This window comes from Corynebacterium sp. UMB8791, assembly GCF_054166365.1.
The window spans coordinates 50,573-74,906 of record NZ_JBSZCG010000103.1; the positions used below are offsets into that span (position 1 = coordinate 50,573).

Genomic DNA, 24,334 nt, shown 5'->3' on the forward strand with positions numbered 1-24,334 from the left:
GAGTGAAACTGCCGTTTGCGTTGTCATGGAGTGACCGGTTCCGTGCGGATGCGGATCCGTCGGAAATACCGGTGCACACCCTGCTGGATGTCGTTCGGATTCCGTCGGCGGAACGCACCACTCCATGGGCGTTGATGGCAAGGCGCTTCGGCTACGCGGCCATGTTGGTGTTGGCCGTGGCGACGGTGGTCTACTTCGACAAAGAGGGGTACACCGAGCCACTGACCTTTATCGACGCCCTGTACTATTCGGCGGTTTCGCTCTCAACGACCGGCTACGGCGATATCACGCCGGTGACGCAAAGCGCGCGCCTGATGAATATCTTGGTCATCACGCCGTGTCGTGTGGCATTCCTGATGCTTTTGGTCGGTACGACGTTGTCGGTGTTGACGGAGGATTCCCGCAAGACGCTACAGATTCAGCAATGGAGGAGAACAGTGCGTAATCACACCATCGTTATCGGCTACGGCACGAAGGGCAGGTCCGCGGTGGATGCGCTGCTCGCGGGCGGTACCGCGCCGGGCAACATCGTTGTTGTTGATGATGACGCCGTGGTGCTGTCGAACGCCGAGAAGCGCGGCCTTGTCACCGTCCACGGCAACGGCACTCGCTCGAGCGTGCTGAAGGTCGCGGGTGTGGCGCGTGCGCGCTCAGTTGTGGTGGCGCCGTCCTCGGACGATACCGCGGTGTTGGTCACGCTGTCTGTCCGTGAGTTGGCGCCGAGCGCCATGATCGTTGCCAGCGTCCGTGAGAGTGAGAATCAGCACTTGCTGATGCAGTCGGGCGCGGACTCGGTGGTGGTCTCCTCTGAAACGGCGGGCCGCCTGCTGGGCATTGCGACGGTCACGCCACCTGTGGTGGAGATGATGGAGGACCTGCTCAGCCCGGACGAGGGCTTCGCGGTTGCGGAGCGCCCGATCGCGGACGACGAGGTCGGAGCGAACCCGCGTCACCTCGCCGACATTGTGCTGGGTGTGGTGCGCTCCGGCGAGCTCTACCGCATCGACGCCCCGGAGGCCGAGACGGTTGAGCCCGGCGACCGCCTGCTGTTCGTGCAGATGACGCAGCCGACCCCGCTGACTGAGCGCACGCGTCCGACGGAGTAGGCGGCCTATGAAGCGGTTCATTGCCTTCGATGCCGCCGGCAGGTTTGTGCTTGGAGCTGATGACACGCCCACACTTTTCGACGCCCACTCCGCCCAACCCCACGCCGAGAACACGGTGCACGTCGGCGACGATGTGTGGGCGGTGCTGGTGAGCGAGGCGCAGCTTGAGGCGATGGGCGAGCGCTTCGGCACCTGCCGCAGTCACGCAAGCGAGTACCTGGTTGCGCGCGGGTTCGGCCTGCTGCGCAACCAGCGTCAGCTGAGCTTCGACCCGCGCGACGGCAGCGAAGTCGCCTGGGGCGAGGGCGGCGTTGTCGCGCGTGGCGCCAGCGGGAAGCCGTTGTTTCCGCGCATTGACCCGTCGGTGATCGGGGTGGTGCAGTCGACGGACGGGGAGCGGATTTTGCTTGGGGAGAATGCGCGCCGCCCGGGCTACTTCACGCTGATCGCGGGATACATCGATGTCGGCGAGACCATCGAGGACGCCTTCGCGCGTGAGGTGTGGGAGGAAACGGGGCGTCGTGTCGGGGGCGTGCGCTATGTTGGGTCGCAGCCGTGGGCGCTGTCGGGTGCGCTGATGTTGGGGATGGTGGCGTCGACAAGTGATGTTGATGCTGTGGGCCCCTTGGATGGGGAGCTGACGCAGCTGCGCTGGCTGCGCCGCGACGAGCTGGGCACTGTCACGCTGGCGGTGCCGGGGACGATTGCGCGGCGGATGATTGACCAATGGGCTCGTGGAGAGTTCAACGAGAAACGGAGAGGAACGTAAGTGGCTGTAGATCTGAGCTTGCTGGATGAGGATCAGCGGATTGCAGCGACCGCTCCTCGTGGCCCGGTGTGCATCCTGGCTGGTGCCGGGACGGGTAAGACTCGCACGATTACGTACCGCATCGCGCACATGATTGATCAGGGCACGGTGAGCCCGAACCGGGTGCTGGCGGTGACGTTTACGCAGCGTGCGGCAGGGGAGATGCGCGACCGTCTGCGCACGATGGGCATTGGCGGCGTGCAGGCGCGCACGTTCCACTCGGCGGCGATGCGGCAGCTGCGCTACTTCTGGCCGCAGATTGCGGGGGATCTGCCGTGGCGGCTGCTGGACAACAAGTTCCCGCTGGTGGGGAGGGCGGCTCGCGCAGCCGGGCTGGAGTCAGATAAGGAGATGGTCCGCGACCTACTGAGCGAGATTGAGTGGGCGAAGGCGAGCGTGATCGGCGCGCAGGACTACGTGGACCGCATCGCGGATACCAACCGAACTCCGCCGACGGATCCGAAGAAGGTCGCGGAGGTCTACCGGCTGTACGAGGAAGCGAAGACGAGCCCGGAAGGCATGCTCATCGACTTCGACGACTTGCTCCTGCACGTCGCGGGTGCCCTGGAGAACGCGCCCGCGGTGGCGGAGGAGTTCCGCTCCCAGTATCAGTCCTTCGTGGTTGACGAGTACCAGGACGTGACTCCGCTGCAGCAGCGCGTGCTGGAGGGCTGGCTTGGGCAGCGCGATGACCTGACGGTGGTGGGGGATGCGAACCAGACGATTTACTCCTTTACCGGCGCGACCCCGGACTACCTGCTGAACTTCTCGCGAACCTACGAGCACGGCACTGTGGTGAAGTTGCAGCGCGACTACCGCTCGACACCCGAAATCACAGAGCTGGCCAACGCGGTGATTTCACGCGCGACGGGCAGGGCCTCGGGGACCAGGCTTGAGCTGATCGGTATGCGAGAGTCCGGACCGCAGCCGACGTTCCACGCCTACGACGACGAGCCGACGGAGGCCCGCGAGGTCGCCGCGGCGGTACAGCGCCTGATTGATTCCGGGGTACCTGCCAAGGAGATCGCGGTGCTGTACCGGATTAATGCGCAGTCGGCGGCGTTTGAAGCCGCGCTCGCGGACGCGGGTATCGTCTACCAGGTGCGCGGTGGGGAGGGCTTCTTCCAGCGCGGCGAGATCCGCGAGGCGCTGCAGGCGCTCGTCGCGGCAACCAGGCGCCACGACTTGCCGGATGACCCGGTGGTGGTGGCGAAGGCGGCGTTCGCGCCGCTCGGGTTGACGCCGACGGAGCCGGAGGGTGCCCAGGCACGGGAGCGTTGGCAGGGGCTGCGCGCACTCGTGGACCTCATCGAGGAGATCGTGCACACCAAGGAGGCCTCGAGCCTGGAGGACGTACTGCGTTCGCTGCGTCAGCGCGCGGAGGCGAAGCAGCCGCCGGCGATTGACGGGGTCACGCTCGCCAGCTTGCACGCGGCGAAGGGCCTGGAGTGGGACGCCGTCTTCCTCGTTGGCCTGGTGGAAAATACGCTGCCGATCTCGCACGCGATCAAGGCGGGCGACGAGAACATCGAGGAGGAGCGCAGGCTCTTCTACGTTGGTGTGACGCGCGCCCGGGAGCACCTGCAGCTGTCGTGGGCGCTGGCCAGGCAGGAGGGCGGCAGGAAGTCGCGCTCGCGCTCGCGCTTCCTGGACGGTTTGGTGCCCGAGCTTGAGGCGGAGGAAACCCCGCAGCGGCTGAAGCAGACCCGCCGTTGCCGGGTGTGCGGCAACGTGCTCTTCGCCCCGGCGGACAAGGCGCTTGGTCGGCACCAGGATTGCGACGCCGACATCGACGAGGACGTCTACCAGGCGCTCAAGCGCTGGCGGCTCAAAACGTCGCGCGCGGCGAAGCAGCCCGCCTACATGGTGTTTTCCGACGCCACCCTGCTCGCCATCGCGGAGACTATGCCGGAGGACGAGCAGGGCCTGCTCGCCGTGTCGGGGGTGGGTCCGGTGAAGGTGGAGCGCTACGGCGCCGAGGTTCTGGAAACGTTGGCGGAGTTCCGCTAGCCGCGACAAACCACCTAGAAGCACAGCGGGCAGTCGGGGTGTGGCTGCAGGCGAAGCGTCTTGAGTGGGGTGCGGTTGAAGGGGTCCACAAGCAGGGTGTCGCCGGTGCGGGGGTCCGGGGCGGCGACGCCCGGCGGGTCCGGCAGCTGGCAGATCCGCCTGGTCATGGTTGCTGCGGCGGCCACGCCTGCCTGGATTACGACCGGGTCCGGGTTGCGCACGCCGGCGGGTGCCGCGGCGGCGATCGCTGCCCACTGTGGGTCGCGCTCAAGCAGGTAGTGTTCGCGGCAGATCAGGCATGGGCCTTCCACACCGACGGCGTAGGGGCCGATGAGGACGCGGGTGTCGATCTGCAGGACCGGAAGCACGGGGCCGGTGCGGTGCCGGGTGTACGCGGCAAGCGCCCGGGTGCGGTGCGCCTGGTCGACGATGATGAGCGGGAGGGGCGAGGGGGCGTCGAAAAGAAAGCGGGACAGTGGCTGGGTGGGCTCGGGGGAGCGCACGTGGATGCCGCTGGCACGCAGTGTTTCTACCAGCGTGTTCGCAAGCGTTGAGGTGCCGATCAGCAGTACCTCCGGGCGGGAGACTTCGACGAGGACGCGGTAGGCGATGAGGTCCTGGATGAGGCTGCGCGCCGCATCCGCGTCCATGGAGACCGCCAGCCGCCGAACCACCTCGGGCAGTGGCCGCGGTGTGGACAGCGAGTCGAGCACCGCGGCGACTGCGCGGGCGTCGCCGACTTCGATGATGCCGCTGCGTGTGGCGTCGAGGCCGAATTGCAGCGCGTGCGGGCCCCTGCTGAGTATCTGTACCCCCATGGCCAGCGCAATGACAGTATCCGACTGGTTACACATGCTTCCCCCTCGTGCCCCTTAAGCTGTGTCGGTTGTACAGCATACAATCTTCGGCATGCAGGAGTCGGAGTTTGAGTATCGGGTGATTCGCTCGCCGCGGCGCACACGCACAGTGCAGGCCCGGCTTATCGACGGCGTCGTGGAAGTACGCATCCCAGCCCGGTTCAGCGAGCGCGAGGAGCGCGAGGCGGTGGCCGAGATGCTGCGAAAGATCCGGAAGAAGACTCGCCACCAGCACGTCAGCGACGCCGACCTTCAGGCGCGCGCGGAGGTGCTCAACGAGCAGGTGCTTGAGGGGCGGGCGAAAGTGGGCTCGATACGGTGGGTGTCGAACCAGACGAAGCGGTGGGGAAGCTGCACCCCGTCAACGGGCACGATTCGGATCAGTGACAGGCTGCAGCACGTGCCGGGCTACGTCCTCGACGCGGTGATCGTGCACGAGCTGACGCACACCTTCATCCCGGGGCACGGCCCGAAGTTCTGGGAGTGGGCAGACAAAGCGCCCCTCGCGGAACGCGCGAAGGGCTACCTTGAGGCCTACCAGCGGTTCGGCGGGGAAGGCTAGTCCTCGTCGTTCTTGCGCAGCTCCTCTTCCAGGCGCGCGAGCTCTTCGTCGAAGTTGTCGTCGGAGGAATCGTCCAGCAGGGTGTCGATGAACGCCGCCGGGTTGGCCAGGTGCTCAGGGGCCGGCAGGAAGTCCGGGTGGTCCCAAATCTGGTCGCGGCGGACCTGACCCACGGCGGTTTCGACGCGGCGCCACAGCTCAGCGGCCTCGCGGACCTTCGGGGCGCCCAGCTCGATGCCGACGACGTTCGCGAACGCGCGCTCGGCGGAGCCACCCGTTGCGCGGCGACGGTTCCACGCCTCGGCGAGCTGCGGCGTCGACGGGATACGGTCTGCCAGGGAAGCGTCGGTGACGACGTCGACCCAGCCCTCGACGAGCGCGAGCAGCGTCTCCAGGCGGGCGGTTGCGGACGCGTTGCGGGAGGTCACACGCGGGGAGAGGTCCGCGCCCTCAAGCTGCTGCAGCGCCTCCTGGATGGCCTGCGGGTCGCCGCTTTCCAGGTTCAGGCCGCGGGCCATCTCCTCGAGCTGAGAGGTATCGATCTCCAGGCCTGCCGCGTACTCCTCAACGGAGGAGACGAGGCGCTCGACGAGCCACGGCACGTGCTTGAACAGGCGCTGGCGGGCTGCTTCGCGGGCCACGATGTAGACCAGGACCTCCTGGCCGGGGATCTCGAGACCCTTGGCGGCGGCGGTGACGTTCTTCGGCAAGATGGCTGTCACGCCTGCGGGGGCGACGGGCAGGCCGAAGTCGGAGCCGGTCAGGGCTTGCTCGGCAAGATCACCGAGGGCGTGGCCGAGCTTGACGCCGAAGTTCATGGCGTTCATCTGTTCCATCATGCCGACCATCGGGCCCATCATCTCGCGGGCCTCGGCGGGCATGGTGTCTCGCTGTGCGCGGTTCATCTGCTCCGCAACGGGGTTGACCAGGCGCTTCCACATCGGCATGGTCTCAACCAGCCAGTCGTCCGCATTCCACGTGCGCGGCTGGGCGTTCGCGGAAGGAAGCGTAGTGGCGTCGTCAAGCCAAAGGTCGGCGAGGCGTACAGACTCCTCAACCGCGGTGCGATCCCCCGCGGAGACCGCAGCCTTGTCGCCGACGTGCTGGCGTGCCATGCGCAGCGCCATTTCGAAGTTCACGGATTCGCCCTCTGTGCGGGCGTTCATCGTCGAGCCCATGCCGGAGAGCATCTGCCCGAACTGGTTCAAAATATCGCCCAAGCCACCTTGGCCACCGCCAACGTTGCCCCCGAACCCGAACGCGGCGAACGGGTTGTTCTGCTGGTTGCGACGCTCGTCGTCACCGTTGTCACCGTCGTTGTCGTTGTTGGGGAAGGTAAATCCGAATCCATTACTCATAGGCACCACCCTACAGTCGTGTGCGCAGGTTGTGTCGGCTGCAAGCGGGAAAATCGCAACGCTGTGGGCGAACATCTAAGATCTGTGGGCGTGATGAACGCCGAGCAAGAACAAGCACAGGCACAGCCGCGCAGCCGCCGCCTCGCCACGATTGTGTGGGGTGCCATTCCGCTAGCGGTGCTGGCCGCGGCGCTGAGCCTCGACCATATTCCTGGCACCGATATCTCCCTGGCCGTGCCGTACGCGGCGCAGGGGCCGGGGCCGACGTTTAACACGCTCGGCGATGTTGAGGGCGTGCCCGTCGTTGAGATCGAGGGCGCGGACTCCGACGAAACGGAGGGCAACCTCAACATGACCACGGTGTCCGTGCGTACCAATATGACGCTGGTGCAGGCGCTGACCCGCTGGATCACCACGGATGACACGATTGTGCCGCTGGAGCAGATCATGCCTCCGAATACGAACCGGGAGGAGATGAAGCAGCGCAACCAGGAGGCATTCGTTGCTTCGGAGTCGGCGGCGACGATCGCCGCGATGAACTACCTCGGCCGCCCGACGACAGTGGTGGTTCACGAGGTGATGGAGGGCAGCGCCGCGAACGGTGCGCTGCAGGCGGCAGACATCATCACGAAGGTCGGGGGGAAGGACGTCTCACAGCCGCGGGAGGTGCAGCAGATCGTGCGCGAGCACGCCCCCGGCGACCGGCTCAGCGTCGACGTGTTGCGTGACGGCACGCCGCACACGGAGGAGATCACCCTCGGCGCGAATCCGGAGGATGCGAAGGTGCCCATGTTGGGGATCTTGATGACGTCCGCTCCGGCCGACGGCGTGCAGGTGACCTACAACCTTAACGATGTGGGCGGGCCGAGTGCCGGGATGATGTTCTCGCTGGCGGTGATCGATAAGCTTTCGCCGGGTCTGCTCAACGGCGGGAAGTTCGTGGCCGGCACCGGCACGATTGATGAGTCGGGGGAGGTCGGCCCGATCGGCGGCATCTCCCACAAGATCGCAGGTGCCCGCGACGCAGGCGCGGAGCTTTTCCTCGCGCCCGAGGGCAACTGCGCGGAAGTCATGCGCACGGACAGCGGGGAGATGCAGGTCGCGGCAGTCAAAACGCTTGATGACGCCGTGAAGGCCATGGACGCGTTCGCCCACGGCCAGCCGGTGCGCAGCTGCAGCTAGGACTCAGACTCGGTGGAGGTGGTTGCCTCCGCAGGGGTGGTGGCGCCCTCCGGGCGCTTCGCCAGCCCGAGCTTGTAGATGTGTTCGCGCGGGCCTTCGCGGTCCATGGTGAGCAGCTGCTTCATAATCTGGCCCTTGTCATTATCAATGACGGTCACCACGGCGGAGGACCCAACCGTGGACCAGCCGACCACGAAACGGCCGGTGTCCTCCACGACCTCGCTCGAGCGCAGCTCGGTGAGCACCTGCGTACTCGTGGTGGCGACGGACTCGGACTCCATGAACTGGAACTGGCCCATCTCGGAGCTGCTGCAATCGAACGCGTCCGGGAGGCCGGTCGGGGTGCAGCTGTCTAGCTTTTCGAAGAACTCGGGCGGAGCGAGCGTCGAGAACTGCTTGGCGACCTCAGCAACGCCGTTATCGTCTTTCTTCGCAGTGCTCGTAGTGCTTGTTGACGTCCCCTCCGTCGTAGCCTCCGCGGACTCAGCCTCAGACTCCGACGGCGAAGGCGACTCCGTGGTCTCAGCGGAGGTGGTCGGCGCCTCCGTCGTGGTCGGTTCCTCCGATGGCTCGTCCTTGCCACCGCACGCGGTGGCTACCACCAGCGCCATCGCCAGCACCGCTGGCGTACCGACGCGCCGACGCCAAACGCTCGAAAATGTAGCCACGTTGTGCTCCTTTAACCTCTTAGGACAGCTCATCAGGGTCTTGTTCCAAACCGTAGCGTAACGCAGCAATAACATTCGGCGCCACGTTAGGCCCACCGCGAAGCTCAATATCATCCTGGGCGAACAGGCCGCGCTCCTCCAGCTCCTCCTCGGTTAGGCGCATCTGCAGCAGCGTCTGCTCGATGCCCTCCTCGCGCAACACACCGGAGAAGAGGCGCGCCGGGCGCGGCGAGGGGTCGTCGCTGCTGGTGTCCCGGAACATGATCTCCTGTGCCAGCACGGCTCCCTCCACCGCGTGTGGCCAGGCGATACGTGCCACGTACTCCGCCAGCTCCTCGGAGCCGGGGCGGATGTTGTCCGGCAGGTTGTCCTGCACGACGAGGGTCAGGGGCGAAGAGGCGTCGTCAACCTCGAGTTGCTCGAGCTCGTCCACAAGCAGGGAGGAGGGCACGAGTGCGAAGAGCGTTGGCCCTTGGTCCCAGCCTTCCGCGTGCACGAACTCGACGGCTTCGGACATGGCCTTATTTAATGCTTGTTGGTTGAGCACGGGAACCCTTCTGTCAGTTCAGGCGTTACACTTTTTAAGGTAGAACCTTAATACGCGTACTAAGACTATTTCGAAGGAGCAGGATTTGGCCACCCGCCTCAGCCAACCACAGCCCCACGCGAAGAAACAGAACTCCGGACTTGCCATCACCATTGGTGTCCTCGGTGTATTGCTGTTTTGCATCCCGATCCTGATCGGTCTCTACACCGATTTTCTTTGGTTCGGGGAGCTTGATTTCCGTGGGGTCTTCAACCGCGTCATCGTGGCGCGAGTGGTGTTGTTTGTTATTTTTGCCGCCGTTGGCGCGCTGATCACCTACCTCGCCGCGTGGCTTGCGTGGCGCGGCCGCACAAAAGAAGCCTTGAGCTTTGAAGCCGTTGTCGGCGACACGCGGACCCAGGTCAACTTGCAGCAGGGCGTTCGCACGCTCTTGGTGTGGGTTCCGGTGGTGATCGCGGTCTTCTCCGGCCTGGCAGGGCAGCGCCTGTGGCGCACGTTCATGCTGTGGTTCAACGGGGAATCCTTCGGCGTGGATGATCCGCAGTTTGGCAAGGACCTCGGGTTCTACGCCTTCGCACTGCCGGGTATCACCGCGATTATCGACGGCCTCTCGCTCCTGCTGCTCGTCGCCTTCATCGTTGGCGCGGTGGGCCACTACTTGCTGGGCGGCATCCGCATCGGCAATAAGGTCAGCGGGGTGCCGGGCCACATTTCGACGTCCGCTCGCGTGCAGCTTGCCGTGACCGCGGGCCTGTGGATGGTGCTCAAGGCAGTTAGCTACTGGCTGGAGCGCTACACCCTGCTGTACTCCCAGAACGACATCTTCACCGGTGCGTCCTACACCACGGTCAACGCGTCGCTGCCGGCCAAGGTGATCCTGACGGTCATCGCGGTGCTCGTCGCAGCGGCGTTCTTCGCGTCCGTTGTATATAAGGACTTCCGCGTTCCTGTGCTGGCCGCGGTGCTGATGCTTGTGTCCTCGCTCGTAGTCGGCGGTGTGTGGCCGGCGCTGCTGGAGCAGTTCTCGGTCAAGCCGAACCGCCAGTCGAAGGAAGCCGAGTACATCGCCCGCAATATTGAGGCCACCCGCTACGCGTTCGGCTTGACCGACGAGCAGGTGAAATACCAGGACAACTGGGGCGCGGAAAAGGTCTCCAACGATAAGGTTGCGGACGACGCTGCCACGATCAGCAACATTCGCCTGCTGGACCCGGAGATCATTTCACCGACCTTTACCCAGAACCAGCAGCTGCGTAACTTCTACGGCTTCCCCGACCAGCTGGCGATGGACCGCTACGAGGTTGACGGCAAGATGCGCGACTTCGTCGTCGCGGCCCGCGAGATGGACCCGAACGCGCTGCGCGAAAACCAGCGTGACTGGATCAACCGCCACACCGTGTACACCCACGGCAACGGCTTCATTGCAGCGCAGGCGAACCGTGTTGACGAGGCCGCGCAGGACGCCGGCTCCACCCGTGGTGGCCTGCCGATCTTCACCGTCTCGGACTTGCAGTCCAACGCGATTGCTGCTGAGAAGGACCAGGCGGACGAGCTGGGGATCCAGGTCGACGAGCCCCGCGTCTACTACGGCCCGGTGATCGCTTCCGCGAACGACGGCCTGGACTACGCCATCGTCGGTGATAACGGTCAGGGCCCCGTCGAGTACGACACTGACAGCTCCACCTACACCTACCAGGGCGAAGGTGGCGTCAACATCGGCAACTGGGTCAACCGCATCGCGTACTCCGCGAAGTACCAGGAGCTGAAGTTCCTGCTGTCCGACCGCGTTGGTTCCGAGTCCAAGATTCTCTACGACCGCGACCCACGCGAGCGCGTTGAGAAGGTCGCGCCGTGGCTGACCACGGACTCCAAGACCTACCCGGCCGTGATCGACGGCAAGATCAAGTGGATCGTGGACGGCTACACCACGCTGTCCCAGCTGCCGTACGCAACGCGTGAATCCCTGACGGATACGACGCAGGATGCGCTGAACCCGGACGGGACCACGCAGCGCCTGCTGAATAACAACGTCGGCTACATCCGCAACTCCGTCAAGGCCACCGTTGATGCCTACGACGGCACGGTGGACCTCTACGCGTTCGACGAGAACGACCCGGTGCTCAAGGCGTGGATGGGCGCGTTCCCAGACACCGTGCGCCCGGCAAGCGACATCTCCGATTCGTTGCGTGACCACCTGCGCTACCCAGAGGACCTGTTCAAGGTTCAGCGCGAACTGCTGGCTCGCTACCACGTGAACGACCCAGGCGTGTTCTTCAACAACGACGCCTTCTGGTCCGTGCCGAACGACCCGACCGCGCCGGAAGGCCGCAAGGAGCTGAACCAGCCTCCGTACTACGTTGTCGCCGGCGACCCGGAGACCAATAAGCCTTCCTTCCAGCTGATTACGCCGTTCCGTGGCCTGAACCGTGAGTTTCTGTCCGCGCACATGTCTGTGTCCTCCGACCCGGAGAACTACGGCCAGATCACCGTCCGCGTGTTGCCAACCAACACGCAGACCCAGGGGCCGAAGCAGGCGCAGGACGCCCTGATGTCCTCCGACCAGGTGGCGCGTGACCGCACCCTGTGGAAGGGCACCAACGACCTGAAGAACGGTAACCTGCTCACCCTGCCGGTTGGCGGGGGAGAGATTCTCTACGTGGAGCCGATTTACTCGCAGCGCAAGGACCAGGCGTCCGCCTTCCCGAAGCTGCTGCGCGTGCTCGTGTTCTACCGCGGCCAGGTTGGCTACGCGCCGACGATCTCCCAGGCGCTGAAGCAGGTTGGCATTCACTCTGAGGCCGCCCAAGACATCGACATCGTCGACGATAAGGGCAACACGAAGCCTGCCAAGGAAGCACCAGCCGATGGCGAGAAGGCCGAGACCCCAGCACCAGCAGTTGCCGGTAACAAGGACGAGGCCCTGAACAACATCAACGACGCGCTGCGCAACCTGGAAGGCGCACGCAACGGCTCCTTCGAGGAGTACGGCAAGGCGCTCGATGAGCTCGACCGTGCGGTGAAGGAATACCAGAGCATGTAGCCCTTCCCGTGTGAACACCTGAATCCCCTGCGAATCCGTGAGGTGCGCAGGGGATTTGGTGTTTTTAAGGGTCGTGCGTATAGTTATCACTCGTTGCCCGTTAAGGCAGCAGGTGAAAATTCAACATCACCCGACGCGGGGTGGAGCAGCTCGGTAGCTCGCTGGGCTCATAACCCAGAGGTCGTAGGTTCGAATCCTGCCCCCGCTACTAAGATAAGGCCCCTACCAGTGCAAATGCTGGTAGGGGCCTTCTTCATTTTGTGAGCGGATCACCTTTTGGTGCACTAGCTGGTGTACTAGGGTCAAAATCCTGCACCAAACGGAACTGCGACGCTCCAACGAAGCGGCGCAGGTTTTCGGGGCATTGCTTAGTGATTGCGAGGTCGGCGGCAACGAAGGAACGCCACGGGAGCCGGCAGTTCGGGGGGTCTGCCTATCTCGGGGGTGAGACTGCTCAACCGTGGCGTTCGGGAGAAAGCTTATTGAGGGCGGCAAGTCCGTCAGCGCAGTAGCCAGGACACTCAACGTCTCGCGGCCGACGATCTATCGCGCTCTCAAGCGCATCGAAGCCGACGCTTAGGCACAGGCTGCGTCGCTAGCGCTCGCACCCGGCGAGAAGGCATCAGGCTGCGCTAGCGACGCTCGGCACACATGAGTGCTGCACTGCTGGGATACGCCTGCGATCGGCAGAGCCGGGCCGAATACGGGATTGACCACATACACCCCGTATTCGTGCAAAGGAGCACTGCCATGTCCACCCATTCTCACACGCTTGCATCCCACGGCGAGATTCTCGCGAACCTCCCCGGCATCCTCGGGTTTTACCCGAACAACTCGCTGATCCTCGCATTCTTCGTCGACGACGAGGGCGTCGACACCGTCCGCCTCGGCCCGGTCGCGCGGTTCGACCTGGACGAAGCTGTTGCAAAGCTCACCGAGAGCCGCGAGCGGTTCGCAGCGTGGGTCCACCACCTCGAACTCGACGCTGTTATCGCGTACATGATCAGCGATGACATTGCGCAGCCGGTCTTCGAGGAGACGGCAACGTATCTCACCAGCGGGGCAGTGCACCTACCGCCGCTGCTCGGGGTGGTGCAGGTGCCTGAGATCGTCACCGGGGCTGCGTGGTGGTCCGTGTATCAGCATCCGCTCATCGACGAGCCGCGCCACGGCGTTGTCGGCGAGGTCGCCGCATCGGCGGCGCTGCGGCAGATGCTAGAGCACACCGGCGAGCTGCCGGAGCCGAGCAAAGACGACATCGAGGCACGGTTGAACAGCACCGATCACGGCATCGACGCTGCCGAGCACGCCGACATCATCGAAGACGCGCTGGCGTATATCCCGCCCATGTTCTCCGACGTGCTGCAGCGTGAGTACGAGCAGGCGGCGGCAGGGATGACCCAGCCGAGCACTCGCGCTGTTCGATCCGCGCTGAAATGCTTCACCACGCCGCGCTTGCGAGACACGCTGCTTGCAGCGCTGCTCGATGACCCGCAGGCGGGCCTTGCGTTTATAGAGAAGGTTATGCGTGCCGTCCCGACCAGCTGGCCAGGGATGCGCTCGCAGCTCACGGCCACTGTTGCCGTGCTCGCGCACGCCACAGGCCAGCCGGGGCTGGCTGGCGTGGCTGCGCAGCGAGCCACCGAGATCGGGCCAGACGAGAACTTCCCGTCTCTGGTGGCCAAGCTGACCGACATCGGCCAAGGCGAGCGGATGGTTGAACTCGTTCGCGAGGGCGCTGAGAAGACCCGAACGATCTTGTTCGCCGAGTAATCCCACACACCCCGTTGCAGCGATGCAACGGGGTTTCTATTTCTCGTCGGCCGTGGCTTGCGACGACAGACACCTCAACGAGGCAAGGGAGCGACCCCTAGACAGCAGAGCTGTCTCCAACAGACGGATTGACCACCAATCCGAACAAGGAGGCACCTGATGCGCGACTTCATCCACACCGACCTGGAACTGCTCTACCAGCTCGCCGACGGCATCGACGGCGAGGACGCCGATCCGGGCGCAACACAAGAACTGCGCGACCTAGAGGCGGCAGGCACACCGCTGCCCTGGGCAGTGCTGTAGCGACAGCGCAACCACCCCGCAGCAGCAAAGCCGCTGCTTAAGTACCCAAATTGCACGGCAAATCACACCCACTCATATAAGGAGAAATCACAATGTCCAACCCGTTTAACAATGGCACCATCGTTGGCAACGCAGCACGCGAGCCGAAGATCTTTGAGCACGCAAACGGCGGTGCGACGGTGAAGCTCAACGTCTAGGCACGTAATACGTTCAAGAACAAGTCCACAGGCAAGGTGGAATCAGAGATTGTCGAACTCACTGGCTACGTGGCTGACGCCAAGAACCTCGGCGTCTTCGGATGCATCGGCGCTGGTGATCGCGTTGCAGTGAGCTACTCGCTGAAGACTGACAACTACACCGATAAGGACGGCAACAAGCACTATCCGCTGGTAGCGCGCATCGACACTGTGCAGCTGATCGACTCCAAGAAGGAGTCTGAGGCACGAGCAGCACGCCGCGAGAACAGCGCAGATAACGCTGCTGCTAATGACTCTGAAGAAGTGCCGTTCTAGTTGCAACAACACCCCGCAGGGAAACCTGCGGGGTTATTTTTTCAGCACAGACCACGCATAACGCCGTCGCCGTCCAGTACGGGAGCGCTGATACTCCTGCTCCAGACGCTCTGTCTCTACACAGTGCATTACATGAGCCATTACATGCGCTGTTTTACTGCACTGTGTACTAGCCATTCCATTACGCACTACGCTGGCGCACTTCAAGTTCATTGAAATCTTCTCAGACATTAGTGGTTCTCCTTCAAGTGAAGAATGCTTTAACTGGCCCCACCTTACCGGCATTCCTCTCAAACTTGGCCTCTGTTCGCTATGAGCGTTGGGGCACAGCGCCTAAGGCGCATACGGAAGCTGGGTTAACATTTACTCATGTCTGTTTCTGAGCTGTCCACCAGTACCCAGAACTATTTGAAAGCTATCTGGGGGCTAAAGGAATGGTCATCCGAGCCCGTTACCGCCACACTTATAGCGAAACAGCTGGGACTCAAGCTCTCCTCGGTCTCCGATGCAGTGCGCAAAATGTCGAAGCAAGGGCTCGTGTCACACACGCCCTATGGCTCTGTGGAGTTAACCGAACTTGGCAGGCAGTACGCATTGGTCATGGTGCGCCGCCACCGATTGCTTGAGTCTTTTTTGGTTCAAGCATTGGATTATACGTGGGACGAGGTCCATGATGAAGCCGAAAATCTTGAACACGCGGTGTCTGACATGCTCATAGAGCGCGTGGATAAGTTCCTCAATTACCCCACTAGGGATCCACACGGCGACCCTATCCCTACGGTTGATGGACAGGTCACTATCCCCAGTGCGCACCGTCTCACCGACAGCGGCGCACAACCGCAGGTGACCGTGGAACGCATTTCTGATTCCGACCCACAACTGCTGGCCTTCCTCAAAGAGCAAGGCATCGTCATTGGGGCTGTTCTTACCACGCGCGAAGGAACGCCCTTTTCAGAATCGCTCGAAGTACAGGTAGCCGACAGTACTCAGTGGGTAGTACTTGGGCGCCCAGCTACGGACGCAGTGTTTGTAGCACACCACAGCCTGTAGTCTTTCCCTTTCTCATTAATCCTGTCCCTACCTGCCCTTTTAAAAACTACGGTGCGGCGTAGTTTGCAACTACGGTAGTACGTAGTTAATCTTTTCGATCATCACCTATCCCACTTATGGCTAAGGCCAGGATGAGAAGGATTGTCATGTCAGACTCACCAGATTTGGTGTACTTTTCTAGCGTTTCTGAAAACACAAAAAGATTCGTCGAACGCTTAGATAGACCCGCAGTGCGCATTCCACTGCGGCCCAAGAAAACCGGAATGATCCAGGTTTCACACCCGTACGTACTCATCGTTCCAACCTACGGCGGTGGCTCGCTCAAACGCGCAGTCCCCAAACAGGTCATCGACTTCCTCAATGACCCAATCAACCGTTCCTTTATCCGGGGCGTGATTACCTCAGGCAATACCAACTTCGGAAGCGCTTACTGCGTCGCCGGCCGCATCATTTCCGCTAAGTGCCACGTTCCAGAGCTGTATCACTTCGAGCTACTCGGCACGCAGAAGGACGTTGCCGCTGTAAAGCAGGGCCTTCACAAGTTTTGGGAGCAGCAAAGCAACTAACAATTACACCCCATTGATTTCCCACAAAATGAAGACCACATCCGCAACACACAGATTGGAAACCACAATGCCGCCACTTAAGGCCACCCCCACACAGCCCATTGGTTCTACGCCCCGCACCGCTTCAGCAGACGATGCCGGCGGTGTCGGTAAGCGCAAGAGCTACCATGCACTCAACGCGCAGCTGAACCTATTCGACGATTCGGGAAGAATCCAGTTCGACAAGGACATTGAGGCAACACAAGACTTTTTAGCGCACCATGTCACTCCCCGCATGCATCAGTTTGAATCCACCAAGCAGCGCTTGGAGTGGTTGGTTGATAACGAATACTACGAGCGGGAATTCCTTGAGCTTTATGATGACGATTTTCTGTGCACTATGTACGACAGAGCCCACCGAGCCAAGCATCAGTTCCGCACTTTCCTCGGCGCATTTAAGTTCTTTACTTCATACGCACTGAAAACCTTTGATGGCTCGCGATTTCTGGAAGGCTACGAAGAACGCGTCGCCACCACAGCTTTGTACCTTGCACAGGGCGATGAAGAGCTTGCGGAGAAGCTGGTGGATGACATCATGACCGGACGCTTCCAGCCCGCCACCCCTACTTTTCTCAACGCAGGAAAAGCCCAGCGTGGCGAAATGGTCTCCTGCTTCCTCCTTCGCATCGAAGACAATTTGGAAAGCATTGGCCGCAGCGTGAACTCTGCACTGCAGCTTTCAAAACGCGGCGGTGGTGTGGCCTTGTTACTGAGCAATCTGCGCGAATCCGGAGCCCCAATCAAAAAGATTGAGAACCAAGCTTCCGGCGTAGTCCCAGTCATGAAAATTCTGGAAGATAGCTTCAGCTATGCCAACCAATTGGGCGCTCGACAGGGCGCTGGAGCCGTCTACCTACATGCGCACCATCCAGATATTCTTCGTTTCCTGGATACCAAGCGGGAAAATGCCGATGAGAAAGTCCGCATTAAGACTCTTTCGCTGGGAGTTGTTATTCCAGATATAACCTTCCAGCTGGCCAAAGAGAACAAGGATATGCATCTTTTTAGCCCGTATGACATCGCTCGCGAGTACGGCGTAGCCATGTCTGACATGTCTATCACCGAGTATTACGACGAGCTGGTTTCCAATCCGCGAATTTCTCATACGACTATCAAGGCCCGCGAGTTTTTCACCACGCTGGCTGAGCTTCAGTTTGAATCTGGATACCCCTACATACTCTTTGAGGATACGGTCAACCGCGCTAATCCCCTCAAAGGACATATCAATATGTCCAATCTGTGTAGTGAGATCCTCCAGGTCAACACGCCATCCACCTACGGCGCCTCAGGTAACTACACCACCGTTGGCCAGGACATTTCCTGCAATCTAGGGTCGCTCAACATCGCTAAAGCTTTTGAATCACCGGACTTTGGGGAAACTGTTGAAACCGCGGTGCGCGCTCTCACGAAGGTCTCAGACCTAACAAATATCGAAGCTGTTCCTTCCATCGCTCACGGTAATGCATCCATGCATGCCATCGGGTTGGGCCAAATGAATCTCCACGGTTTCCTGGCTTCCAAGCGTATTCCTTATGGCTGCGCCGAAGCACTGGACTTTACAAATATCTATTTCCTGACCGTGACCTATCATGCGCTCCGTGCATCCCATGCGCTAGCGGTTGAGAAAGGTCAACGATTCACTGGCTTTGAAGAATCCACCTATGCCACTGGCGTCTACTTCGACAAGTACATCGACCAAGACTGGGCGCCGGCCACTGACCACGTAAAACAGCTATTCCATGAGGCTGGCGTGCAGATTCCTCAACGCGAGGATTGGCTACGGCTCAAGAACCAAGTGATGCAAGACGGCATCTACAACGCCTACTTGCAGGCAGTTCCACCCACTGGATCAATTTCCTACATCAATGACTCCACCGCGTCCATACACCCGATTGCCTCCAAGATTGAAATACGCAAGGAAGGCCGCTTGGGGCGCGTGTACTACCCCGCACCGGAAATGACCAACGACAACTTGGAGTATTTCGATGACTCCTACACCGTGGGGTACAAAAAAATCATCGACACCTACGCTATGGCCACCCAACACGTGGACCAAGGGCTTTCCCTGACTTTGTTCTTCACCGCTGACACCACTACGCGGGACATCAACAAGGCACAAATCTATGCCTGGAAAGCCGGAATCAAGACCTTGTACTACATCCGTTTACGCCAACCTGCACTCCAGGGAACCGAGGTCGAAGGCTGCGTTTCCTGTGCTCTGTAGGAACACGGTCCTTCCTTCATTCACAACCATCCATCAAGAAAGAAAGAAGCTATGTCTTCAACATCAAACACTGCTGAGCTAACCAGCATCTCAGTTACGCCGCCAAGTTACCGGCATGACCCTTCAGCCCGCATCCGCGCCATCAATTGGAATCGGGTGAGCGATGAGAAGGATCTTGAAGTGTGGAACCGCCTCACCGCCAACTTTTGGTTGCCAGAAAAGGTTCCACTTTCAAACGATCTCCCGGCGTGGCAGAGGATGACACCGGAGGAACGCAACCTCACCATGCGGGTGTTCACGGGACTCACCACCCTGGACACCGTCCAGGCCACTGTGGGCGAAATCTGTCAGATCCAAGATGCCCGCACCGAGCACGAGGAGGCCGTGTATACCAACATCGCCTTCATGCAATCAGTCCATGCCCGTTCTTACTCTTCAGTGTTTTCTACTTTGAGCAGTACGAAAGAAATTGATGAGGCATACCGCTGGGCGGTGAATAATGACCTTCTCCAGGCACGCGCCAAAAAAGTGCTCACTCATTATTTTGGACCCGATCCACTCAAGCGCAAAGTGTCATCGACGCTGCTTTCCTCGCTGCTTCTCTACGCGGGTTTCTATCTTCCCCTGCATTTTTCCGTCCACGCCACCCTGACAAATACGGCAGACATGATTCGCCTCATTCTGCGTGACAAGGCAGTGCACGGTTACTACTCAGGCTACAAGTACCAGCGCGGACTGGAAACGTCTGCTCCACAACGGCAACAGGAGATGCATGATTTCACTATTTCCTTGCTCGAAGAGCTTTATGCCCTAGAGCTGGATTATTCCGGCGAGCTATATGAGCCGTTGGGGCTCATGGATGATGTAGCTGTATTCGTTCGCTATAACGCCAATAAGGCGCTCATGAATTTGGGCTACCCGGACTACTTCCCACCTGAAGAAACGGAAGTGAACCCGGAAATCCTCGCTGCCCTAGCACCAGGAGCAGATGAAAACCATGACTTCTTCTCCGGCTCCGGTTCCTCCTATGTCATTGGCACCGCTGAAGAAACGAGTGATGATGACTGGGATTTCTAAACCGTTTCCACGACCAGACCAAGGAAGCTGGCTTGAGACCATCGCGCTGTTTGAAGCCATCCGCGAAGGAAACCAACCAGCAGCCATGCGGCTTTTGGATACGTCCGCCGCACGGGAGGCCGTCCTCGGGGGACTGTTAGGACTCATCGAACTGTACTTCCGCCATGAAGAAGACAAAGTGGATAACTTTCTTACTGCCGCCCACGCCGCCGGGCCACCGCCTGCCTTTGGCTGCAAACCTTTTCTCCCTTGATCGCACGTACCTACGCCCAACTAAGAAGAAAGGACTTCCTATGACCACCCCACGCATTAGTGTTATCGTCGGCAGCCTGCGCCGCGGCTCATTTGCGCGCAAGATTGCACACGAAGTGCTCACAATGATCCCTGAAAACTACCAGGCAGACATCGTTGAAATCCGTGACTTGCCGCTCTATGACTTCGACTACGATGACCCCTCGGTCACGGACAAGCCCATTCCAGCTGAGTACACCACTTTCCGCGACACCATCAAGAACTCGAGCGGCGTCCTCTTTGTTACCCCGGAAAATAACCGTACTATCCCTGCCTGTCTCAAGAATGCAGTGGACATCGGTTCCAAGCCCAACTCGGATGTGGCTTGGAAGAACCTTCCCGCAGGTATCATCAGTCACTCTGTAGGCCGCATGGGCGGCTACAGTTCACAGAAGAACCTCCGGCTCGCCCTGTCCTACTTCGATATGCCGCTTCCTGGTCAGCCCGAGGTATTCCTTGGCCAATCCCCCACCCTCTTCGAAGACTCCGGCCATCTCAATGAAGGCACCGCAGGCTTTGTCAAAGACTACGTTATACGCTTCCTGCAGTTGGTCGACATGACATTAACAGCCAAGCACAGCTAGCGACGGCGACTAACCCTAGCCACCGCCCTCTACGAAGTACTTGAAGGCTTCTAAAGGGCCTTCTCAAAGACACAAACCCCGGATCACACTCATCCTTGAGTTACCTGAATCTGAACCCAGGACGCTTCAAAAAACACCGCTCTAATTCTTCGATTTTCGCTGAATTAGAGCGGTTTTAGCGCTGTCGCTGGACACTGACCCTGGCGACATCCTGTTAGGCCGCTACAGGGCCATACAGGGCAGGGGAGACCCCCATCTACGGCTTGCCGCCGTCGGGGGACTCCTTGTCACCGTCGTGGTCGCGCTGTTGCTCCTGCTGGCGGCGCTTAGCGATGCGTTCCAGCGCGCGACGCAGTACTGCAGCGCTTTCCTCCTGAGTACGGTCGATGACGATCTCGCGGTACCGTTGCTTCATCTCTGGGTTGCTGTCAATCTCGACCCGCAAAAAGTCCTGATCAACATGCGAAATCTCCTGCAACGACTGCGTTGCTTCCTCGATGATGATCTTCGCTTCCTGCTCTGCTTCCTCGCGCGTTACTGCAGCGTCACGTGTGGCCTCATCATGTTCTTCACTGCCGAATTCTTCGGCAAGGTCAAGCAGCTCATCTGCCTGAGCTTCAGCGAGACCCAGCGTCTGCTCAGCTTCTTTGCGTGCGTCACTGCGGATCTGCTCGGCTTCTTGCTCGGCCTTTTCGCGTGCTTCGCTGCGGAGCTGTTCAGCTTCCTGCTCTACACGCTTGAGCTTGGCTTCGGCGGCGCTCTCAACCTCCTTGGCACGGTCCAGCAACTCTTCCGCCCGTGCCTCGGCAAGACCCAACTCCTGTTCAGCATCCTTCTGTGCATCATCACGAATCTTTTCGGCGTCCTGCTCGGCCTTCTCGCGTGCTTCTTTGAGTACGCGCTCGGCAACCTCGCGAGCCTGCTGTTCAGCATTTTCCTGCACACGCTGGGCTTCTTCACGGGCCTGCTGCGCCCGTTCGAGTTCTTCTGCAGCTTGCTTGCGGTCTTTCGCTGCAGCATCGACATCTCGCTGTACGGAGCTGTGCTTCCGTTCCACCTCGTCCTCACGGTTCGCAAGGTCGCGCTCCCGGTCCTGCTGTTCGACGTAACGGTCAAGATTCAGCGACTCATTGTGACGTTCAGACACATCTAGCTCTACCGGGTAACCCAACGCGTACATGTGCTCTCGAAGTCCACGCTGCGCGTCGATGAACTTCTGGTTCCCGGAGATTTGTTTGCCCTTCTTCGGGCCAGATATGTACCGCACCGACTCATCAGTGTTGTACGCGATGCCGGGCCGGCAGCGGAGCTTGTCGGGATCAGCCCCCTCTTCGGAGGGGGCTTTTCCTGTTTCCGGCTTAAGGGACATTTTGTGCGTAAACACGGCGTGTCGCGATAAGGGACATTTTGTGTGTGTGTTCAGCTCCGTCCGGCCCACCTTTTTCTCACTCCTAAGCCGGGATTCCACTGATGATCAATGCCGGTATCGAATTCTTTCGGCCCGTCGACCTCTTCCGGTCGACCTCTTCCCGTCGACCTCTTCCGGTCGACCTACTCCGGTTTACCAACGCAGGTCAGCGCAAAATCGGCCAAATAGCACGAAATGGGCCCAAAATGCCGTGACCTGCATTGGTCGACGCTAGGAGGTCGACCGGAACACCCGCTAACTCGATGCGGCCAGAATTGTGCACGTCAAGGGCTTTGCTCGTCCCCTGGCTATTTGCGACCGCCCAATGCACAGGCGGCTGGTTCTAGTTCCTTAGAGTCCTTGATCTCGCTGGGGTTCCTGTGCTGCCCGCAGACTCCATACCACACACCAGACGTCATTCGGTGTTGATTTCTCAAAACGGGCAAATGGAACTGTTTTGAAAACCATATCTGGTTGTTGGCCGAGGCCATCCCGGGAAACCAGATAGACATCTACATACAAAATGTCCCTTACGCCCACATTCGATCTTCGAGCAATAGCGTTGGGAACCGAGACGCGGTCTCCAGCGTCTAAATATAGACAAGCATTCGCAGATGGAGTATCGCCATGATGAAAACAACCACGATTAATGAAGACATTGAGTCAATGAGCAGGGCGCATAACGGACTGTCGCCTCGTGCATGGAGCCTGATTAAGCACCGAACCAAAGAATTGCTCGTATCACATATCGCCGAGTGCGCGGCAACATGGGGAGGAGATGCCAGCAGGGCGGATGCAAGCGGGTGGCAGGTCTTTGGGATTGACCAAGCAGTGCGGCTTTTGGGGGAGGAAACCCTTGGAGCGCAGTTTCAGCGATTGAATGCGTTGACAGAAGGCCTTTCTAGGTACTTGTTGGCCAAGTATTACCAGGTTCCTGCGGGCGTCTATGACGAAGTGACGGATGAACAGATTGATGCTGTCGACGCTCTCCTGGGCACGGGCGATGTTAGGAGCGTTGTAGGCGAGGTCGTTGAGGAAGCGGTTCGTCGTATCCATGTTGTTGAGGTAAAACATGCGCTTGAACAGTTTGTAGCAGGAGAGTCATGAGCGCACATGCTATTGAACAGACCGTGTATCCCGTGTTGCGCGGGACGTATTGCCTCAATGTTGGATTGGACGCTCGCTCGCGGCGAGGACGCAACCCGTTCCAAGCTTGACCGGTCAAACTGAACCGGTGTGCCAGAACGAGTTGCGGTATCGATAACCCCGCTTAGCTGTCCCAGTCCACCGCCCAGGGATCCTCTTCTTCTTGCTGCTCCATCAGCGCGTTGATCGGCTCCGTCAGGTGTTGGTCGATCACCGTCCAGGCGGCTTCGTTCTGGTCCTGCAGGAAGATTCGTTTCATCTCGTCGCTGCTGTCCGGAAGGCTCTGGATGTCCTCCGCCCATCCCGCTAAGCGTTGTGCTCTCCGAGTCCACGACAATAAATCGACCTGTTGGTTCAGCTGCCGCCAAAGTTCCTCGACTGCCTGTGGGCTGTGGTCCTTGCCCAACGTTTTCAGTGCTTCCTCCACGGTAGTTTTCATCACTGCGTCGTTCAGTTCTGCTGGTGTGATCGCTGGCTTGTGGTAGCGCATCATTCCTGCCAGCTTCGTCGCGTCCCCTCCCGTCGCTTCCAAGGCTTTGATCACGAGCTGTCCTACTTGGTATTGCAGAAATTGAAACATTATTCGGTACAGGGATTGATCCTTGTCCTGTTGAATGCCCGGTGTCGAGCGCAGTACGTCGATCGCTTTGCGCTCCAATTCTGTGTGCTCCTGGTTGAGTTGGGACACCATCTTGTACGCGGTCGGCTCGTTCGCGTTCTCCGGATCGGTTATCTTCAGGTACTCCACGATGAGGAAGATCGAGTCGCTGTCGCGATCGACCATCGGAAGATCCCAATCCGACCCTCCCAGGATGTCCGGCACTGGTCGCTTCGGGTAACCGTGAAACCTGATTTGTGGTGTTGTCATCGTTGCTCCCTTCTACTTTCGGCAATGCTATAAAGGCATGCCGACATGACGGCATGGAGTTATGCTGGCGAGACGGCATGCTGACATTCTGTGTTTGAGTCAGCGCTGGTTAGAGGGTGTCCCGGCGTATTTTCTCTCGCAAAGATTTGCGATTTTTCTTTATATCGTCAGCGGCTGCTTCGGTGAGGATTTCCATCATTGTCGGGAAGTATTCTCTGGCTTGTTCGCTAATACGAATCGTTAATTTCTTCTCACGGTCGGGTGGTTTCATTCCGGTTTCAGCAGCAGTGGTTGATTACCCGTGGTTGCGGAGGGCGCATAGGCGGAGAGCGTCGTGCTACCCGTCGCTGACAAC

23 protein-coding genes and 1 tRNA gene are annotated in these 24,334 nt (G+C 60.2%); 18 read left to right on the forward strand and 6 right to left on the reverse strand.

Annotation, left to right across the window (positions count from 1 at the left end; all coding sequences use genetic code 11):
* Positions 1-8: 8 nt before the first annotated feature.
* Genes ACXIUA_RS03060 through ACXIUA_RS03070 form a run of 3 tightly spaced genes read left to right on the forward strand, consistent with a single transcriptional unit; the run spans position 9 to position 3,924 of the window.
* The gene (locus ACXIUA_RS03060; RefSeq protein WP_176754828.1) at positions 9-1,106 is read left to right on the forward strand and encodes a potassium channel family protein; all 1,098 of its coding nucleotides are present in this window, start codon (positions 9-11) and stop codon (positions 1,104-1,106) included.
* Positions 1,107-1,113: 7 nt separating this feature from the next.
* Entirely contained in the window at positions 1,114-1,875 is a 762-nt protein-coding gene (locus ACXIUA_RS03065) for an NAD(+) diphosphatase (RefSeq protein WP_284818666.1), read from the forward strand.
* Positions 1,876-3,924, forward strand: coding sequence for an ATP-dependent DNA helicase UvrD2 (locus ACXIUA_RS03070; protein WP_284804229.1), 2,049 nt, complete (start codon positions 1,876-1,878; stop codon positions 3,922-3,924).
* A gap of 14 nt (positions 3,925-3,938) precedes the next feature.
* Here the strand turns inward: ACXIUA_RS03070 and ACXIUA_RS03075 are convergent, their stop codons facing one another.
* Positions 3,939-4,778 (reverse strand): hypothetical protein, encoded by an 840-nt coding sequence (locus ACXIUA_RS03075; RefSeq protein ID WP_457976093.1) that lies wholly within the window; start codon positions 4,776-4,778, stop codon positions 3,939-3,941.
* Positions 4,779-4,833: 55 nt separating this feature from the next.
* Between ACXIUA_RS03075 and ACXIUA_RS03080 the strand changes: the two genes are divergently transcribed.
* Positions 4,834-5,343, forward strand: coding sequence for a M48 metallopeptidase family protein (locus ACXIUA_RS03080; RefSeq protein ID WP_256001005.1), 510 nt, complete (start codon positions 4,834-4,836; stop codon positions 5,341-5,343).
* Here the strand turns inward: ACXIUA_RS03080 and ACXIUA_RS03085 are convergent.
* On the reverse strand, positions 5,340-6,701 hold the full coding sequence (locus tag ACXIUA_RS03085; protein WP_256060150.1) for a zinc-dependent metalloprotease: 1,362 nt from the start codon (positions 6,699-6,701) through the stop codon (positions 5,340-5,342). The genes ACXIUA_RS03080 and ACXIUA_RS03085 overlap by 4 nt on opposite strands.
* A gap of 93 nt (positions 6,702-6,794) precedes the next feature.
* On the opposite strand from ACXIUA_RS03085, the gene ACXIUA_RS03090 reads away from it, so the two are divergent.
* Positions 6,795-7,883 carry a YlbL family protein gene (locus ACXIUA_RS03090; RefSeq protein ID WP_457976168.1) on the forward strand — a complete coding sequence of 363 codons (1,089 nt, stop codon included), beginning with the start codon at positions 6,795-6,797 and terminating at the stop codon, positions 7,881-7,883.
* Here ACXIUA_RS03090 and ACXIUA_RS03095 read toward each other — a convergent pair.
* Positions 7,880-8,551 carry a hypothetical protein gene (locus ACXIUA_RS03095; RefSeq protein WP_284804237.1) on the reverse strand — a complete coding sequence of 224 codons (672 nt, stop codon included), beginning with the start codon at positions 8,549-8,551 and terminating at the stop codon, positions 7,880-7,882. The two genes, ACXIUA_RS03090 and ACXIUA_RS03095, sit on opposite strands and share 4 nt — an antisense overlap.
* A 19-nt stretch (positions 8,552-8,570) precedes the next feature.
* A complete protein-coding gene (locus tag ACXIUA_RS03100; protein ID WP_256001015.1) occupies positions 8,571-9,068 on the reverse strand; it encodes a PPA1309 family protein in 498 nt (165 codons plus the stop codon).
* Positions 9,069-9,243: 175 nt separating this feature from the next.
* Between ACXIUA_RS03100 and ACXIUA_RS03105 the strand changes: the two genes are divergently transcribed.
* From ACXIUA_RS03105 to ACXIUA_RS03160, 12 genes are all read left to right on the forward strand, one after another.
* Entirely contained in the window at positions 9,244-12,138 is a 2,895-nt protein-coding gene (locus ACXIUA_RS03105) for a UPF0182 family protein (RefSeq protein WP_457976170.1), read from the forward strand.
* A 134-nt stretch (positions 12,139-12,272) separates the two neighbouring features.
* Positions 12,273-12,346 (forward strand) — tRNA-Met (locus ACXIUA_RS03110).
* A 252-nt stretch (positions 12,347-12,598) separates the two neighbouring features.
* Positions 12,599-12,718 carry a helix-turn-helix domain-containing protein gene (locus ACXIUA_RS03115; protein WP_083583987.1) on the forward strand — a complete coding sequence of 40 codons (120 nt, stop codon included), beginning with the start codon at positions 12,599-12,601 and terminating at the stop codon, positions 12,716-12,718.
* Positions 12,719-12,888: 170 nt separating this feature from the next.
* On the forward strand, positions 12,889-13,911 hold the full coding sequence (locus tag ACXIUA_RS03120) for a DUF4192 domain-containing protein (protein WP_256060153.1): 1,023 nt from the start codon (positions 12,889-12,891) through the stop codon (positions 13,909-13,911).
* A 159-nt stretch (positions 13,912-14,070) separates the two neighbouring features.
* Positions 14,071-14,214, forward strand: coding sequence for a hypothetical protein (locus tag ACXIUA_RS03125; protein WP_170253140.1), 144 nt, complete (start codon positions 14,071-14,073; stop codon positions 14,212-14,214).
* Between the two features lie 233 nt (positions 14,215-14,447).
* Positions 14,448-14,726, forward strand: coding sequence for a single-stranded DNA-binding protein (locus tag ACXIUA_RS03130; RefSeq protein ID WP_457976095.1), 279 nt, complete (start codon positions 14,448-14,450; stop codon positions 14,724-14,726).
* 369 nt (positions 14,727-15,095) lie between these two features.
* A complete protein-coding gene (locus tag ACXIUA_RS03135; RefSeq protein ID WP_022862719.1) occupies positions 15,096-15,776 on the forward strand; it encodes a metal-dependent transcriptional regulator in 681 nt (226 codons plus the stop codon).
* A gap of 146 nt (positions 15,777-15,922) precedes the next feature.
* A complete protein-coding gene (gene nrdI / locus ACXIUA_RS03140) occupies positions 15,923-16,342 on the forward strand; it encodes a class Ib ribonucleoside-diphosphate reductase assembly flavoprotein NrdI (RefSeq protein ID WP_033399510.1) in 420 nt (139 codons plus the stop codon).
* A 67-nt stretch (positions 16,343-16,409) separates the two neighbouring features.
* Entirely contained in the window at positions 16,410-18,605 is a 2,196-nt protein-coding gene (nrdE, locus tag ACXIUA_RS03145) for a class 1b ribonucleoside-diphosphate reductase subunit alpha (RefSeq protein ID WP_457976096.1), read from the forward strand.
* A gap of 51 nt (positions 18,606-18,656) precedes the next feature.
* Positions 18,657-19,682, forward strand: coding sequence for a class 1b ribonucleoside-diphosphate reductase subunit beta (gene nrdF, locus ACXIUA_RS03150; protein ID WP_034666259.1), 1,026 nt, complete (start codon positions 18,657-18,659; stop codon positions 19,680-19,682).
* Positions 19,663-19,935, forward strand: coding sequence for a hypothetical protein (locus ACXIUA_RS03155; protein WP_133065267.1), 273 nt, complete (start codon positions 19,663-19,665; stop codon positions 19,933-19,935). Before nrdF ends, ACXIUA_RS03155 begins: the two co-directional genes overlap by 20 nt.
* A 40-nt stretch (positions 19,936-19,975) precedes the next feature.
* Positions 19,976-20,557 (forward strand): NADPH-dependent FMN reductase, encoded by a 582-nt coding sequence (locus tag ACXIUA_RS03160; protein ID WP_022862715.1) that lies wholly within the window; start codon positions 19,976-19,978, stop codon positions 20,555-20,557.
* A gap of 256 nt (positions 20,558-20,813) precedes the next feature.
* Here ACXIUA_RS03160 and ACXIUA_RS03165 read toward each other — a convergent pair whose 3' ends face one another.
* On the reverse strand, positions 20,814-21,926 hold the full coding sequence (locus ACXIUA_RS03165) for a coiled-coil domain-containing protein (protein WP_070478496.1): 1,113 nt from the start codon (positions 21,924-21,926) through the stop codon (positions 20,814-20,816).
* 666 nt (positions 21,927-22,592) lie between these two features.
* On the opposite strand from ACXIUA_RS03165, the gene ACXIUA_RS03170 reads away from it, so the two are divergent.
* Complete coding sequence (locus ACXIUA_RS03170; protein ID WP_070478498.1) at positions 22,593-23,072, forward strand: hypothetical protein; 480 nt, start codon at positions 22,593-22,595, stop codon at positions 23,070-23,072.
* 163 nt (positions 23,073-23,235) lie between these two features.
* On the opposite strand, the gene ACXIUA_RS03175 is transcribed toward ACXIUA_RS03170, so the two are convergent.
* The gene (locus ACXIUA_RS03175) at positions 23,236-23,979 is read right to left on the reverse strand and encodes a hypothetical protein (protein ID WP_070975951.1); all 744 of its coding nucleotides are present in this window, start codon (positions 23,977-23,979) and stop codon (positions 23,236-23,238) included.
* Positions 23,980-24,334 lie beyond the last annotated feature (355 nt).